Here is a 15841-nt window from a genome sequence, read left to right on the forward strand (position 1 = left end):
GAATAACAATATTGCATATCCTTGTTCACCAAACTTACTTAATCCCATCCCAATCAAACCTCTTCGCCTTTCACATCCAAATACGGCTTTGCACCTTAAAATTGGGCACTGTTACCGAATCAGGCGTCGTTTTTTGTCCTTAAATAATATTCTTGATTTTGCAGTGCTTATAAAAATTATGATAAGGGCCCTCATCTTTCAAAATGGAATAAACGTAAACTGAAAAAATTATTATTATTCGTAATCCAAAGTGGAATAAACATTATTTTTTATCTAATTTAATATTTTCGAAAACCTTATTTAATTGGATGTGTTATTTAGTTTATACTAAATTAAATATATATGAATTCTTTAGATTTAAAAGGAAAATGGAACATCCTCAAAGGTAAGGTTAAACAGAAGTATGCAGATTTAACGGATGACGATCTTCTTTATGTTGAAGGAAAAGAAGATGAACTCTATGGAAGGCTGCAGGAAAAAACGGGCAAGACCCGTGAAGAGGTAAGATCATGGTTAAACGATTTGGATAAGGAAGCATAGATAACAGTTTAGAATCTGGGAGCCTAACCTTATCAGTTAGGCTCTCTTCATTAAAACTACTTGATTTGGTTCAAGATTTAATAATATTCCTAGATTTCTTAAATCGATATCCTGCCACTAATGACAGATGCTCGATGGATACATTTTTTCCATAGAATTGGATTTCTTGAAAATTTCAAGAGTAAAATAGATTCTATCGTCAAACCCAAAGGGTAACTACATCATGGAAAATTATTTGAGAGCATTCCTAACGTATTTTTTCGATTAAAATATTTTGTGGTATTAGTGACAGGATATAATGGTACATCTAATAGAATAATTACTGGCACCCTTGTTAATTATAGAAATTTGATGTAAAATTTCATCAATTATCCTGATCAAGATCATTTTTCAATCAGGCCCAGTGCTTTAGCTTTGGGTTTGTTTTTTAAATGCCCAGTGAACCAATTCAGTTTATGATGAGAAATCAATTTATCTTAGTTTGCCTAAAGTCAATGCTGGATGGTATTTTTGACTATTATGACATCAGCCTAACTAAAGTAGATACTAGACTCCATGCTGAAGAGAGCTGGCCAATAGGAACTGATGTTTATGTACTTTGCGGAATTTATGCCTCGCAGATCTATGTTCAAAGACTCTACATTGTCAGAGAAGCAACCGAAAACATGATCAAATTGCAGATTGAAAAACTAGCTGTTCGATTGAAAACAGAAATATCTAAGTCAAATAATCAACTCTCCCAAGGATAATTGGGAAAAGTTTGCCTTTTCCGGTCAAAGAAAAGGAAATTCCTACCTGATCCTTCTATTGGCATTGCTGCTGATGAACATTTCATTTTTTCCCTCAGAGATTATGGCCACAAATCTTTCATAATGCTTAAGGATATCAGCGATCAGTTCTTCCCTTGTGAAAAATCTCACATCATATCCCTGCCGGGCGTCCCCAAAATATGCCAAAGGAAAGTAGGCCTCCCCTTCCCCACTATCCGTAAGGTTTTCTTCACTCTGGAAATATTCAGGGACTTCCCTGGATTCACGCCTGATGCCGTAGAGGAAATTGTTGACAAGGTCATACTGAATCTCGATCTCTACGAACTTTGGTTCTGAACCCTGGGTAACCTTAGCTTCGACACCATTCTTCATGAATTCTTGCTGTAGCTCATGGATAGCTTCAGCAGCTATTTGGTTGATAAATTCATCTACATCGCTCCGGGCGTCAGCATTTACGATTTGTTTTAGCCGTTCTTTCCAGAATTTCCCCGACCACGGAACAGTCGATACCGAGAACTCTTGTTCGTAATACTTCTTATCGATCGATAGGGCCTTAACAAGGCAAACTATCATCATCAGTATGATTAACGAAAAGGGAAGTGCTGTGATCAGGGTCATGCTCTGCAGTGCCTCCAACCCTCCGGCATTCAATAAGAATAGTGCCAAAACGGCCAACAGCCCGCCCCATCCTGCAATCTGCCATTTAGGGGAAATCTTTGCATTCTTGGTTGCGATGCTGTTCATCACGAACATTCCTGAATCTGCCGAGGTTACAAAAAAAATCATGATGATCCCTATCACCATAAAGCTGATCAATTTGGTTAATGGCAGGTATTCCAAAAACCTGAACATAAGGGAATCTGGATCAGTTGCCAGTGCGCTCAATGCACCTTCCGCAACATGGCTGTCCAGCCATATGGCACTATTGCCGAACACTGACATCCACATAAAATTGAAGATAGAAGGAAGGATAAGCACCGCAGCGATAAATTCGCGAATGGTTCTTCCTTTTGATATCTTGGCGATGAATAGGCCGACAAAAGGGGACCATGAGATCCACCAAGCCCAGTACAGGATTGTCCAATTGTAGAACCATGGCAAGGATTCTTCTTCATAAACATGGGTATTGAACGTTAGGCTGAAGAAATTATTGATGTAATTTCCAATCCCTTCCGTGAAGCTCCCTATCAGATAGACGGTCGGACCAAGAAAGAGCACGAAAACCATCAGCAAAATAACCACCCCTATATTGATGTTACTCAAGATCCTTACCCCTTTATCAACTCCTGTAGTAGCTGAAAAAACTGAAATCGATACCAGGATAACGACAATGAAAACCTGGTAGATGAAATCGGTACTAGGAACGATACCAAGGATCTCCAATCCTGAATTTACCTGGACCACCCCAAAGCCTAGGGTTGTCGTTATGCCAAAGAAAGTACTGCATAGGGCAAAAACATCGATTGCATTGCCCCAATTACCCTGGATCCTATCCTTCAATAATGGATACAGACAACTTCTTAGCGATAGGGGGAGTTTATACCTATAGGCAAAATAGGACAGTGCTAGACCGACAAGCCCATATATTGCCCAGGCGTGGATACCCCAATGGAAAAATGTATACAGTTGGGCATTTTTAGCCGCATTGACATAACTCTTCTTGGCAAAAATCTCATTGGTATAATGTTGCATGGGTTCTGAAACACTAAAATACATCAAGCCTATTCCCATGCCTGCAGCAAAGAGCATAGATATCCATGAAAAAAATGAATAATCCGGAGAGCTGTCGTTCCTGCCCAGTTTGATGTCGCCAAATTTACTGACCATCAAAAATAAAAGGAAAAGTACAAAAATGGTTACCGACCAGACGTATACCCAATTCAGGTTTACAAAAATAAAGGCCTTAATATCATTTAGGATCTTGTTCACTGCCTCAGGGAAAATAGCTGATGCCAAACATACCCCTACAATAAATATCAAGCTTGGAATGGTGACTCCCATGCTGAAGGATGATCTGAAATTTTTCGTTTTTGACATAGACTGGTTCTATTTTTTAATCAAATTAAATTTATGCCTTTTCAGGCAATATTATCTGTTTTTTTTCTAGATCACACCATTGGTATTTTGACAAGGTTTTGAAACATGCAAATCAACCATTTTTCAAAAAACAGTACCTATTCTTCTGACACCAATGAAAAGTTAACAATAGGAGCATTCGCAATTGCACCATCATTAATTGCTCGATTTCCCTTATTACATTTTCAAATTGATCTACATTCTTTTGTTTTGATCCTTTACTTGGTTAGTGTAATTGCTCGTTTCAAGTTCCCTGACAAAATCCTCTCCCCAGTAATGAACATCATAATGTTTAATTTGTTGTAAGGACCTCTTGATCCGCAAAAGGGCTTCCTCTTCCGGCATGGTAAGGGCTTGGTGTAAGGACTCGATCATGCTTCGGCGATCATAGGGATTTGTTGGGACACAATATGGGAGTTCGACAGACGCACCAGCAAATTCAGAAAGTACCAGAACTCCCGATTGGTTCAAGATCCCCTGCGTTGCGACAAATTCCTTGGAAACAAGGTTCAGACCATCTCGCAAAGGTGTTATCCAAGCCACATCTGCCAGAGCATATTGGACAAGGACTTCTTCGAATGGAAGCGCTTGGAAGAAATATTGAATTGGAGTCCAGTCCAGAGTAGCGTACCTACCATTGATTTCTCCCACAGCCTGATTGACCTGATCCCTGATCTTGTCATAGATGCGCATGCCTTTCGATGGTGGGGTACAGACGTTTATCAGTTCGACCTTTCCCCGAAATTCGGGATATTCCTTCAGAAACTCCCCGAATGCCAATATCTTTTCCAAAGGTCCCTTCACATAATCCATCCGCTCAATTGACACAATTCGTTTCATATCTTTATTTTCTGCCTCCGCTCTGTATTTTTCGATCCGCTGCGCAATCCCTTCCTTAGTTATCAAGTTCTCAATCAACTCATAATTAACTCCAACCGGTTGTGCACCTAATCGAATAGTTCGTCCATCAACAGAGATTATTTTGGTCATCTCTTCAACACCCAACGCCATACTATAGGTAAGAAACTGCTTGGAAACATTCACCGATCTCATCCGCTTAAAAGGAGTGTGACTGCGCAGGACATCAATAAAATTCTCCACATACCTGGGGATATGGAAACTGATAAAATCACACATTAACAAGCTCCCTATGATCTCCCTTCGCCATGGAATCGTATTGAAAATATCTGCTGCGGGGAAAGCAGTGTGGTGAAAAAAACCAATTTTAAGATCTGGACGCATCATTTTTAGGAATGAAGGGACCATCCAAAGATTATACTCGTGAATCCATACCAATGCTTCAGGTTCGGCTTCTTTCGCTATCCGCTGGGCGAAAAGCTTATTTATTTTTAAATAATGAGCCCAGTCCAGGTGATTAAATTTAGCCTTATCGACAAAAGAAAAAATTGTTGGCCAAAATGCTTCCTTGGAAAACACCCTATAGAATTTATCAATGTCTTTCTGGGAAAGTGAGATAGCTGAGACATCAAGGTTAGGGTATTTATCGATATCAACCTTTTGCCTTACATCCTGATTTCCTTCCCCAAGATCCACTTCCTCACCAATCCAAATGCCGGGTCTCCCCTTTTCAAAGAGTCCTAATAAAGAAGGAATTATTCCATTGGGGCTTTGCGGGGGAACATTTTTCATGCTCCCTTCAACCATGATCCTTTCGAAAGGCAGTCGATGGTAAACCATTACCAACTGGCGATCTTTGGAAGATTGCCGAAGCAGGGGTTCTTCAATGAAATTATCAACGAAGGGGGCAAAAGATTCGATTTTTTCCATACATTCAAGAATCCCCCCAGCTCCCGGAAGACGTGCCTGATATACATTCAACAGATCTTCAGTAGCATCAAGAAGTGCGGTTTCAGACTCCCCAACAGCAACACCTAAAAATCCAGTATGGAACATGGAGAGGTCGTTCAATGTATCACCCGCAACCAAAACCTTGTTTTCTGGCACACCCAAATGAGCCACCAATTTTTTCAGTGAACTCCCTTTATTGACGCCTTTAGGAAGAATATCCAAATATTTTCCCAAGGATGTGACCACATCACAATTTCTCCCTTCAGCAATAGCGCGAACCTTAACTAAATCCGTACTTGCATCGTAATAATATGAGCAGCGTCGCTGCTGGGGGACTCTTTGATATACCAAACCGGGAATCTCTGAAAAATCCCCCTGAAGTTCATATACCGAAGGCCAATTACTTTCGATTTCATGTTGAATGGAGTCTATCGTAGTGAGTGTAGCACCCTCGCAAATAGTAGCCCCCACATCGGCAATTATAAAATGTGGTGTTGGGATCGTTGGATCGTTCAACAAAGGGATAACAGATTCCAATCCTCGCCCCGTAACGAAGACCAATTGAATATCCCTATTTCCCTTGATAATCTGATAGAGTTTTAGGCGATCTTCCATTGACCCCCCTAAAAATGTTCCATCCAAGTCAGTCGCTAATAGCATCATTTTAATTTCCCTTCCAATTCCTTAAATTTTGATCTTACGGAATGGTTTCCGTATAATATTTCATAAATAGATTCAAGGATGGGTAAACCCAATCCCTGTTCTTTCGCATAGCAAAAAAGCCCTTTAGTTGCCCAGTAGCCCTCAGCTACCATCCCTAATTTATCCATTGCTCCTTCTGCCGAATGCCCTTGGGCAACAAATTCTCCAAAACGACGATTTCGGCTGTTGTTCGAGTATGCCGTCACCAGCAAATCTCCAGCATAGGAAGAATTCAAGATCTCTCTTTGCGCATCCCTTTCAGTCCCTAGGATACATTGCATTTCGAAAAGAGCATTGCTAACGAGAACAGCCAGGAAATTATCGCCATAACCTAAACCTTTGGCCATACCGCTAGCTATACCTAATACGTTTTTATAGATAGAACCATAACCAACTCCAATTGGATCAATGTTGCTGCGCACTTTAACATAAGGTCTTTTAAACAAAACAGCTAACTTATCAGCCGTATCTGGGTTTGAGCAGGATAAGGTCAGGCAAGTTTGTTTGTTTTCTGCAATTTCTTCTGAATGGCAAGGTCCCGCAATGGTCACGATATGGGACTCTGGTAATTTCAAAGTTTGGCTCAGAAAACTGCTGGGGACTTCACAATTAGCTCCAACAGTACCTTTCATTGCGGCTAGTACAATCTTGTTTTCAAAAAGTGAACAATCTAGGTCATAACAGACCTGCTTAAGGGTGGCACTTGGAACGGCAAAAATGATAATCCTTGATTGAGCAACCACATGCCGCAGGTTTCCACTGGGAAAAACAAATATAGGATTGAGTTGAACTTGCGGAAGGTAACTAGGATTGTTTCCATTTTCCTTGACATGGTTTACCTGTTCTTTCCTTCGCAGGTACCAATATGTTGGGATCTTGTTTTCGGTTAATATTTTTACTAAAGCAGTAGCCCAACTTCCACCACCAACAACACTTATTTCAATCAAACTTTGGGGATTAATTTGCAGAATATTGGCTTAGAATTCTGCAGTTAAATAATTAATGAGCAACAAATGTATGAAATAATAAACTAATAAGCAATTTTTTTGGCAAAATACTGGGATTACATAGTTATTTATACCCAATTTAAGTTAATTGGAGGAGTTAAAAATGATACTTACTGCCCTAATTAGTTGAGGCTTCAAAATAAGCGTTTAAAATTCAATCCCAACTGAATTGCTTAAACTTCCTCATAACTTCCGCTGGATACCTTTCTAGTTTGGACAAGCTTTTTCCTTGACCGTTCTTACCTGGATAAGATCACCCCCAATTGGAACATCCTTCTGGCATTATGCTTCGCCTTCATGGAATTGATGGACTTTTCAATGAAACTCAAGCTATTCGGTCTGATGCCCTGACCTTTGAGTTCAGTTGAGATTTCCCCCTGATTCATACTTTGCATAAGGAATTCTATTATTTTATATTGGATTTCCATTATTCCATAAAGATAGAACAAGTGCTGCTATTATAGATATGATAAAAAAAATCCGGAGTAGACTTACTCCGGATACGCTTAACAAATTTATTGGCCGTGAGGTTGCCACTATAGTATTTTGGAGTTCCTAAATATATAAAAAAACAAGCTCTTCCAGCCACTCGAGGCGTTTTTTTTGCCAATTGACCTCACAATGTAGATACGTCTTAATTCAATCAATCGAACATTTCTTACATCCAGGGTTTTCAAATGACTTCATCTTCTCCATCCACGAGGATAACCCACTGAACAAAATTCAGGGAACTAAAGATTCCGTTTGCAATATAGATATCTGTTCATATTGACCAGTTCTGCTCAGAATTAAATTATTTATATAAATATCAGTTTATTGGGATTTTATCAACACTCCCAACTCCTCACTGATATGTTACCATCAGCATGGACCTCCCCTTTTAATCTTTACCCGAACAAGGGAATGAACCGCCTTCGGATATCTTCACAATTCTTAGGGTTGAATTTCTCGATCAGAGAAAGAATATTAAAAACCAAATCGAAACTGGGTAAGAAGGAAAGATTACCAAAAAAAGCCCACGGTTTGAATCTTTTCGATCATAACCATATATAGCATAGGTTAGAGAAACAAATCCGATAGTTCATTTTCTCGCCAACTTACTCCATTGCCCGTAGAGTAGATTATTCGGTTATGTTATTTCTGGAATTTCCGGATCAATGCAAAAAACATTTGGGAAATTTCAATCTTTTCTCACTCGTTCCTATATTTGACCCTAAAGCGTTTGAACTCTAACTAACGGGCCTAATGGATAGTAGCTATTGGGTTTTTTTGTGAAGAATCTTTTCATTAACTTTACTAGTCAATCATAGAGAGTTTATTCAATAATTCCCAATGGATAGGGTGAATCCATTGGGTTTTTATTTAAATCCTTAGATTTAATTCTATAGAAATTGCTCCAATTTGCTTTTCTAGCAAGAAGTCTTTGTTTTAGTCACAGTTGTCCTTATCATTCTCCATAATATCTATGGAAAAATTTGAAATGCAATTTTAAAGAATCTTAAAGGATGTAGGGTTAATGATGGTTTTAGCCAAATATTCCTGTGATAATTCATATTTGGAGAATTTTAGGTTCTGGAGATGTTTTTACCATTAGATAATTTGAAAGAAGGTTTATCAGTTATTGAAATTAACTAAAGTTTATATAAAGAATAGGAAAAAGCAATCACTTCTTAGTGAATCTAATTTTTTAAGCAGGGATGATAAATAAAAAATGCCAATCTTTCTTGATTGGCATTTTGTTAAGCACTCTAATACTATATTCTTTATTCGGCTTTGGAATTTAAGTTGGTATCGGCAATAGAGGTTAATTTTTCATCACAGGATTTTTCCTCCTTTAGGGTTGCCAAAAGCAGTTTTAACGCATCCTTATGCTGAAGGACCTTTGCGAAAGCTGCCAATGTTCCGTAAGTAGCGATTTCGTAATGCTCAACCTTCTGCGAAGCGGCAATTATTCCTGCATCACGGACAGCACCAGGCTCAGTTTCTTCCATTATGCCTTTTCCCTCTTCTAACAATCCTGCCATCGCATCACATTTCTCTGCTTTAGCTTTAACCCCGATTGACTTAAATACTTCTTCAAGCCTACTAACATGTTCCTTGGTTTCTTCCAAATGTGAAGAAATGGCAGTTTTTAGTTTTTGCGAGGTTGCATTTTTCTCCATTTTAGGTAACGCCTTTACCAATTCCTTTTCGGCCCAGTAAATATCTTTTAGACCGTCTTCAAATAGATCCTTTAAATCTTTAGCAGCATTACTTTTTGCTTTAATTTTAGTTTCTGTACTTGCTGATTTTGTTGTTGCCATAATGAAAATTTTTAGATTGTTTTAAATAAGAACAACCCTTATTTATAATAGTTCTATATTTTTTTATCTTCATTCCAAATAGAAATCCGAGCCCTAATCGAATACCTTAATCTTAGGATGAAATTGGCGTGATGGTTGTTCACGTACTCTAAAATTTTTAAGATATTTTATGACTTGGTTCAGTTTATTAAATTTGGGAAACGCTTTCGAAGTTCTCCTATTCACTATCAATTTCTGGCCTTTTGCCTGCTTGTATTTTTGTTTCCATTTTAATCCTTTCATTCATTTTTTCAATTTCGCGTTTGATAATGGCAATAGCAACATTCATTAGTTTAAAGCCTTAGAAAAATAATCATTTGATACCAACTGTTCCCAACTCCAACATTAGCTGTTAACTGGGCAATTTAGATACACCTCTGTTTTCTATTTTCCCCAGGAATTAATAAATAACAGAAAAAAACTTGGCTGAAACCAAAATTGAGTTATAAGATTATATTTTTGAACGTCACGGAAGTTATCTATAGTTTCTTTATTACATTCTTTAATTGGCTATCGTTATCCTTTAGGACTTCTTCAACATATTTAATGGCCAATTCCAATGACTTATGATCTCTTATCCATTCAGCGTGTGTCAGCACGAATTTTTCAATGTCCAATTTCAAGAGCTTTTCCATAAAATTTGCTTTTTTTACTGGACAAATGGTAGGATGAATAGGTTCTGTCTAATTTCAAAAAACCTTATCAAGCTGCAGTCCTCCCAATTGGAATTCTAGGAAATTTTTAATCTGTTCTAAGGAGCCCTTTTATTAAAATTAATGGAAAACCAAATAATTGACGGATAAAGGTCTTAAGGTATATTTGATTTTTTATTCATAATCTATATAATTATAATTCCTGGTCTTTTTTAAAACCATTATTAAAGACATTTGTTACTGACAGAGAGATATAAACATATGAAAATTATGTTTTTGTTTAATTAGGCTCCCCAGATCGTCAAGGTTTTGGGGATTTTTTTGTATATTGGATAATCATCTTTTAGCATGATGATTATCGTTTAGAGCCTCAATTGTATTTCAGCATTCGATTGGGGCTTTTTTTTCCGAAAAAACACCTGATTGGAAGGGTTTAAGGACTAAATTAATTTATCTTCACCACATGATTCTTGAATTTTTGATTTTGTTAAGGAAACTTTCCCATAGTACCAAGAATCCCTTTAGTAGAAAGTTAATGCATATTTGTATGAGATTCATCAACAACTCATCATAAAGGCTTTTATTTTGAGAAATTACTGTAGAATGAATTTATAAAATTTATTCATCAAATATTACAAGGAAAATAGTAGATTGAAATCCTTTAACATAACTTGGACAATTAGGGAAACACTGATCCTTTCCCTTATCTCATAATAGTTTTTTTAGGGCTTTGTCCAAAGCAAGTTTCATCCCAATTATTACCAATGCTACCATTAAATCACATAAAAGGTATTATGTTTGACAAAGATTTCAAGTTGTAATGCGTGAAAGTTAAAACTCACTTTATCCTAATGTATATTAACGATATCAAAAATGCACTTCTATGGATTACCATGGCCTTAATTAAATTAAATCGTCCTTAGAAAATCTAAGGACGATTTAATTTCAATTGTACAGTTAGGTGGATTACCATCCGGGATTTTGGCCAAGATCCGGATTTACAACTAAATCCGCATTTGATATTGGCTTCAAATATTTTTTATCATCAAACCTCCGATTCTCGTCTGCTCGCCAGATAATATGCCCTTTGGTTCCTTCAGTCAATTTCGCCGCTTTTCCATCAACAACAAAATAGGACACTCCTTGTTTTGGACTTGATGGTGTTTTGGTCACAAAGGATACATCAGGCGTTCCATTGCCATCTAGATCCATTTCTTGATCCATTCCCGGCACATAAATACCTTTCCATGGCATTTCTAATAAGGTTCCTTTTTTCCAACGCATCAGGTCATCATAACGTAAACCCTCATAAACCAATTCAATCCCTCTTTCTCTACGGACCTCCAACAAGTATTTATCAGAAATTTCCGGAAAATAAACCTGTTGCAAATAACGATCAACATCAGCAGGTGGTTTTGAACTGATTCCCGCACGCGCCCGCAACGCTCCAATGGTCTCATTCCACAGGGCAGCATCACCCGATAATTTACCCAATTCTGCTGATGCTTCCGCATAATTCAGTAAGATCTCCGCAAATCGCATCATCGTAATGGAATTGTACCCCTCCGTTACACCATCTAATCGCTTGTCATCCAAACTGAATTTCATAATATGGTAACCCGTAAAGGTATACCCAAAATTCGCCGGTGCTGCAGATCCATCTGAACGTTTATAACCCAATCCGCGAACCGTCTGTGATAATCGTGGATCGCGATTCTTCATCTCATCTACGAATAATAGCTCGTCATATCCTACTTGATCTGTAAAACGGCTTCCATCCACATTCAAATAGGTGTTGACAAATTGTTTGTTCAATCCCCATCTCGCACCAAATGTCGCTGAATTAAATTTCCAGGTAATTTCATGCCATCTCTTTAAAGCATTGTTATAAACATTGGACCACATGACCTCTCCTGAAACGGGATTCTCACTCGTAAATAGGGTTCGGTAATCCTTGCTTGGATTGCCGGTACTGTATAAGGTATATTGCTTTGAATCCACAAGCTCCTTGGAAGCATTCAAGGACTCTGTCAACCATTTTTCTGCCGTATTGGTCAACTTGATCTCTGGATGATATTTGCGATAGGTCCCTTCGAATAGACAAATCCTGGATTTCATCCCCAAGGCTACCCATTTTGTCATCATGGAAGAGGTATTGTCTTTCTTATCACGAATATTGGCTACCGCATAATTCAAATCCGCAAGAACAGAATCCATTACCGCATGTCTGGGATCGCGACCCTTATATAATAACTCTTTATCTTCTGTTGCCAATGGCTTTGAATACCAAGGCACATCCCCATAGTCTTTGACCATATCAAAATAAAACATGGCTCTGAACAACCGGGCAACCCCTGAATAATGCTTCCTTGCTTCTTCTGGAATGGATGGGTTATCGTATTTACTTAAGAAATAATTGATATTCCGAAGTTTCGTCCAACTCCATGCCCCTTGATCAACAGCTGAGAAATTTCCCGAGATAAATTTCGGAGAATTATTCTTGGAGGTATATTCACCCATTTCATCCGCCTGTACAATGGATAAACCAGATGGGATAAATTGTTGATAGAAGGAATTTGCATAAAGCTGTAAATCAGCCTCTGTTGTGAAATAAGTGTTTGGAACTAATTTATCAAATGGCTCACGGTCCAAGAAATCCTTGCTACATGAAGTAAATGCCAGCGCAGCCAATCCTAATATACTATATTTAATTTTTGAGTTCATGATGGTAGAATTAGAATGTTAAGTTAAGACCAAAAGTTGTTGTTTTTAATTGTGGATAGGCGTATCCCTCCCCTGATCCATTGGTTAATTCACCAATTGGCTTCTCTATAACTTCTGGGTCAAAATTCTCGGTATGTTTAAACAATCCTGAGAAAGTGAATAAGTTTTGCGCACTTGCAAAGACTTGTACATTGGCTAACTTAGTTTTCTGTAACCATTTTTGTGGCACATTATAATCAATGGTCAATGATTTTAATCGTAAATAAGAAGCATCTTGTAAATAACGAGTTTGAGGTGCTCCCAATGAACGGTCAGTACCCAAGGCGGTATAACCTCTATATCTAGGGAAATAAGCATCTGGATTTTCTTCTGACCACATATCCTCCATCATTTTGGTTGGCTGATATCCATAGGGTCTATTGTAAGGACCCCAGAACAACCCTGCTTCTGGTGAGAAATAATAATCACGCTTTGCAATCCCTTGGAAAAATGCCGATAATCCTATCCCATTCCATTTTCCGGATAAGGTAAACCCAAATTGGTAGCGCGGAGAATTATTACCAATAATGCGACGGTCTCCCGGATTATCTACTGTATTATCGCCTGAGTTTATGACACCATCCACTTCTCCGTTTTGATTTGGTAAGTCTGCAAATTTCAAATCTCCAGGTAACCAAACATTATTGTTCGAGTTACGGATAAAACTTTGATCCGCATGGTTGGCAACATCTTCTTCTGAAGTAAAGAAACCTAAGGTTTCATAACCCCAAATCTCACCAATCTCCTGACCTACATAATAGTTGTTCAATAATTTTTTTGGATTGTTGAAGCGAGTAATATGGGATCTACTATCCCATAAAGATCCATTGATTCCCCAGTTAAAGGGTTTTCCGGCTAATTCAAATTGATTATTGTAATTCACCGTCAATTCCCATCCTTTTGTCGATAAGTCCGCAAAGTTTCCATAAGGAACAGCGGCACCAAAAACATTTGGCAATGGCTCACCCACGGTAAACATATCGTAGGTCATCCGGTTATACCAATCGAAGGTAAAGTTCAAGGCATTATCGAAGAACCCTAAATCTGCACCCACATTAAACGTTGTGGATCTCTCCCAGGTTAATCCAGATGGAATAACTCCTGGAATGGAAGTATAACTTGGTTGAACACCCCCTAGGATTACTCCGGTTTTGGCCACCGACATCTGTTCAAGATAACGGTATGGTGCTACGTTTCCATTTCCTAATGAACCATAGGAAGCTCTGAACTTCAAATTACTAACCAATGGTTTTGCATCTTGGAAAAACGATTCATTGGAAACAACCCATCCCGCTGATACCGAAGGGAAGAAACCAAATCGTTGGTCTTCAGGGAACTTCGAGGATCCATCATAACGACCGTTCAACTCAATCAGGTATTTGCTATCGTAGGCATAATTGAAACGGTAGAATACACCCAAATATGCCCATTCATTTCCACCTCCTGTAATATTAAAATTCAAGCCATCCATTAAATTGAAATCCGGTTTGTTCGATAAAATTATACCATCACGTTGTGAATTCAAGCTTTTTAAAGTTTGAGTTTCTACGTTGTAACCTAATAAGGCATTGATATCATGCTTATCTGCAAATTTCTTGGTATAATTTGCCGTTAAGTTTCCACCTAGATATTTTTTACGCTCGCTCAATTGTCTCAATAAGCTACGTCCAAAACGATCTATTACGCCCGGTGAATTACTATAGTTGATATAATTATTGGTTCTTTGCTCATCTTCCCAAGTTCTGGAATAGGTGAAATCGCCCTTAAGAGTCAATCCGTTAACTGGTTTGATTATCACTCCTGCAGTATTTCTCAATACAGTATTATTCAGGTCTGAAGCATTGTTCCCTTCAATAAAGGATGCTATTCCGGTATAAGCAGCAGAATGCGTAAAGGTGCCATCTGGATTATAAATTACCGCCATGGGATATCCTTGGTGCTCAAACTGCCTCCAGATATTGCCATCGCCATCAGCAAACATAGGATAGTGATAATCATAACTGCTGATTTCTGTATTGTTCTGGAAAGTCAACCAATCGGTAACTTTGATATCTCCTTTTCCACGAATATTGTACTTGTTGAACTTATCTGGATTAAAATTGAATAATCCTCCTTGGTGAAAGTATCGGCCAGATAGAAAATACGATGCTTTTTCTCCCCCTCCAGATACGCTCATAGCTTGTTCGGTACTCGGCATATTTTCTCTATACACCATATTGTACCAATCGGTATTTCCAAAATACTCATAACGATTGGTCGCCTTATTGAAAACAACTTCCTCGCCTCCAGGATTCTCGGAATGCTGTTTCAAAGCTTCCAAATACTCCAATGAGAATGGATAAATGTTATTTACCGAAATTGGAGTTGATTTATAATCATACCAGGCATTAAAAGCTTCATTAAAGTTTTTTGCCCATTCATAACCATTGGTCACTAATTTTGGTTCAACTACCCGGTTATTCATCGAGAAGTTAGAGTTTAAGGTTACGGTTGCTTTTCCGGCTTTCGGGTTTTTCGTGGTAATCAATACCACCCCAAATGCGGCTCTAGATCCGTAAATTGCTGCCGATGAGGCATCTTTCAATACCGTTACACTTTCGATATCATTCGGGTTGATCATATTGGGGTCTCCTTCTACTCCATCAATCAACACCAATGCACTTCCCCCAGCACCAATCGAGGTTGATCCACGCACATTGAAAGTTGCTCCGCGCGTCGGACTTCCATCCACCATCTTTAGGTTTAAGTTGGGAAGTGCTCCTTGCAACATCCTACTTAAACTTGCCGCAGGACGGTTTTCAAGGACCTCTGAGGTTACCTGTGAAACGGCCCCGGTCAAATTGATCTTCTTTTGGGTTCCGTACCCGACAACTACGATCTCTTCAAGATCGTTCTTGTTGTCCAGCTGTATAACCACATTGTTCAAATCACCAGAAACCTGTTGGGTTTTGGTGGTAAACCCGACAAATGAGACAACCAAAGTCACATTGGATTTACTACTTTCCAAGGTAAATTGACCATTCTTATCCGTCGCTGTAGCACGATTGCTGCCTTGAATAGCAACCGTCGCGCTTTCAATTGGATTTCCACTCCCATCAACTACCCTCCCCGAAATAGTTTGCTGAAAATCAACTGAATTCATTAACTCAGTCCTCAATTTTGAAGCCGAGCTTTGGATT

At 38.5% G+C, this 15841-nt stretch carries 10 protein-coding genes; 2 read left to right on the top strand and 8 right to left on the bottom strand.

Annotation, left to right across the window (positions count from 1 at the left end; translation table 11 throughout):
- The first annotated feature begins 342 nt into the window (after positions 1-342).
- Together ACWIB3_RS11790 and ACWIB3_RS11795 are read left to right on the top strand one after the other, a co-directional pair.
- Positions 343-540, top strand: a complete 198-nt coding sequence (locus ACWIB3_RS11790; RefSeq protein WP_313258334.1) for a CsbD family protein — start codon at positions 343-345, stop codon at positions 538-540.
- Positions 541-995: 455 nt separating this feature from the next.
- On the top strand, positions 996-1289 hold the full coding sequence (locus ACWIB3_RS11795) for a hypothetical protein (RefSeq protein ID WP_185216963.1): 294 nt from the start codon (positions 996-998) through the stop codon (positions 1287-1289).
- 42 nt (positions 1290-1331) lie between these two features.
- Here the strand turns inward: ACWIB3_RS11795 and ACWIB3_RS11800 are convergent, their stop codons facing one another.
- The 8 genes from ACWIB3_RS11800 to ACWIB3_RS11835 all read right to left on the bottom strand — a co-directional run bounded on the left by ACWIB3_RS11800 (position 1332) and on the right by ACWIB3_RS11835 (position 15804).
- Complete coding sequence (locus ACWIB3_RS11800) at positions 1332-3347, bottom strand: BCCT family transporter (RefSeq protein ID WP_313258338.1); 2016 nt, start codon at positions 3345-3347, stop codon at positions 1332-1334.
- Positions 3348-3581: 234 nt separating this feature from the next.
- Complete coding sequence (gene ggpS, locus ACWIB3_RS11805) at positions 3582-5858, bottom strand: glucosylglycerol-phosphate synthase (protein ID WP_237219485.1); 2277 nt, start codon at positions 5856-5858, stop codon at positions 3582-3584.
- On the bottom strand, positions 5855-6844 hold the full coding sequence (locus ACWIB3_RS11810; protein WP_454291666.1) for an NAD(P)H-dependent glycerol-3-phosphate dehydrogenase: 990 nt from the start codon (positions 6842-6844) through the stop codon (positions 5855-5857). Before ACWIB3_RS11810 ends, ggpS begins: the two co-directional genes overlap by 4 nt.
- Before the next feature lie 299 nt (positions 6845-7143).
- Positions 7144-7299 carry a hypothetical protein gene (locus tag ACWIB3_RS11815; protein WP_157739441.1) on the bottom strand — a complete coding sequence of 52 codons (156 nt, stop codon included), beginning with the start codon at positions 7297-7299 and terminating at the stop codon, positions 7144-7146.
- 1368 nt (positions 7300-8667) lie between these two features.
- Positions 8668-9207 carry a YciE/YciF ferroxidase family protein gene (locus ACWIB3_RS11820; protein ID WP_093095687.1) on the bottom strand — a complete coding sequence of 180 codons (540 nt, stop codon included), beginning with the start codon at positions 9205-9207 and terminating at the stop codon, positions 8668-8670.
- A 518-nt stretch (positions 9208-9725) separates the two neighbouring features.
- Positions 9726-9881: a hypothetical protein gene (locus ACWIB3_RS11825; protein WP_157739439.1), complete on the bottom strand. Its 156-nt coding sequence runs from the start codon at positions 9879-9881 to the stop codon at positions 9726-9728.
- Between the two features lie 984 nt (positions 9882-10865).
- Entirely contained in the window at positions 10866-12623 is a 1758-nt protein-coding gene (locus tag ACWIB3_RS11830) for a RagB/SusD family nutrient uptake outer membrane protein (RefSeq protein ID WP_313258351.1), read from the bottom strand.
- Positions 12624-12633: 10 nt separating this feature from the next.
- On the bottom strand, positions 12634-15804 hold the full coding sequence (locus ACWIB3_RS11835; RefSeq protein WP_454291667.1) for a SusC/RagA family TonB-linked outer membrane protein: 3171 nt from the start codon (positions 15802-15804) through the stop codon (positions 12634-12636).
- Positions 15805-15841: the final 37 nt, after the last annotated feature.

Source organism: Sphingobacterium sp. NPDC055431 (genome assembly GCF_053644255.1).

Bases quoted from the DNA above. Each gene is read 5' to 3' on its own strand.
- ACWIB3_RS11795 (WP_185216963.1), top strand. From the start codon at position 996: ATGATGAGAAATCAATTTATCTTAGTTTGCCTAAAGTCAATGCTGGAT.
- ACWIB3_RS11820 (WP_093095687.1), bottom strand. From the start codon at position 9,207: ATGGCAACAACAAAATCAGCAAGTACAGAAACTAAAATTAAAGCAAAA.
- ACWIB3_RS11835 (WP_454291667.1), bottom strand. From the start codon at position 15,804: ATGAATTCAGTTGATTTTCAGCAAACTATTTCGGGGAGGGTAGTTGAT.
- ACWIB3_RS11815 (WP_157739441.1), bottom strand. From the start codon at position 7,299: ATGCAAAGTATGAATCAGGGGGAAATCTCAACTGAACTCAAAGGTCAG.
- ACWIB3_RS11790 (WP_313258334.1), top strand. From the start codon at position 343: ATGAATTCTTTAGATTTAAAAGGAAAATGGAACATCCTCAAAGGTAAG.
- ggpS (WP_237219485.1), bottom strand. From the start codon at position 5,858: ATGATGCTATTAGCGACTGACTTGGATGGAACATTTTTAGGGGGGTCA.
- ACWIB3_RS11830 (WP_313258351.1), bottom strand. From the start codon at position 12,623: ATGAACTCAAAAATTAAATATAGTATATTAGGATTGGCTGCGCTGGCA.
- ACWIB3_RS11825 (WP_157739439.1), bottom strand. From the start codon at position 9,881: ATGGAAAAGCTCTTGAAATTGGACATTGAAAAATTCGTGCTGACACAC.
- ACWIB3_RS11800 (WP_313258338.1), bottom strand. From the start codon at position 3,347: ATGTCAAAAACGAAAAATTTCAGATCATCCTTCAGCATGGGAGTCACC.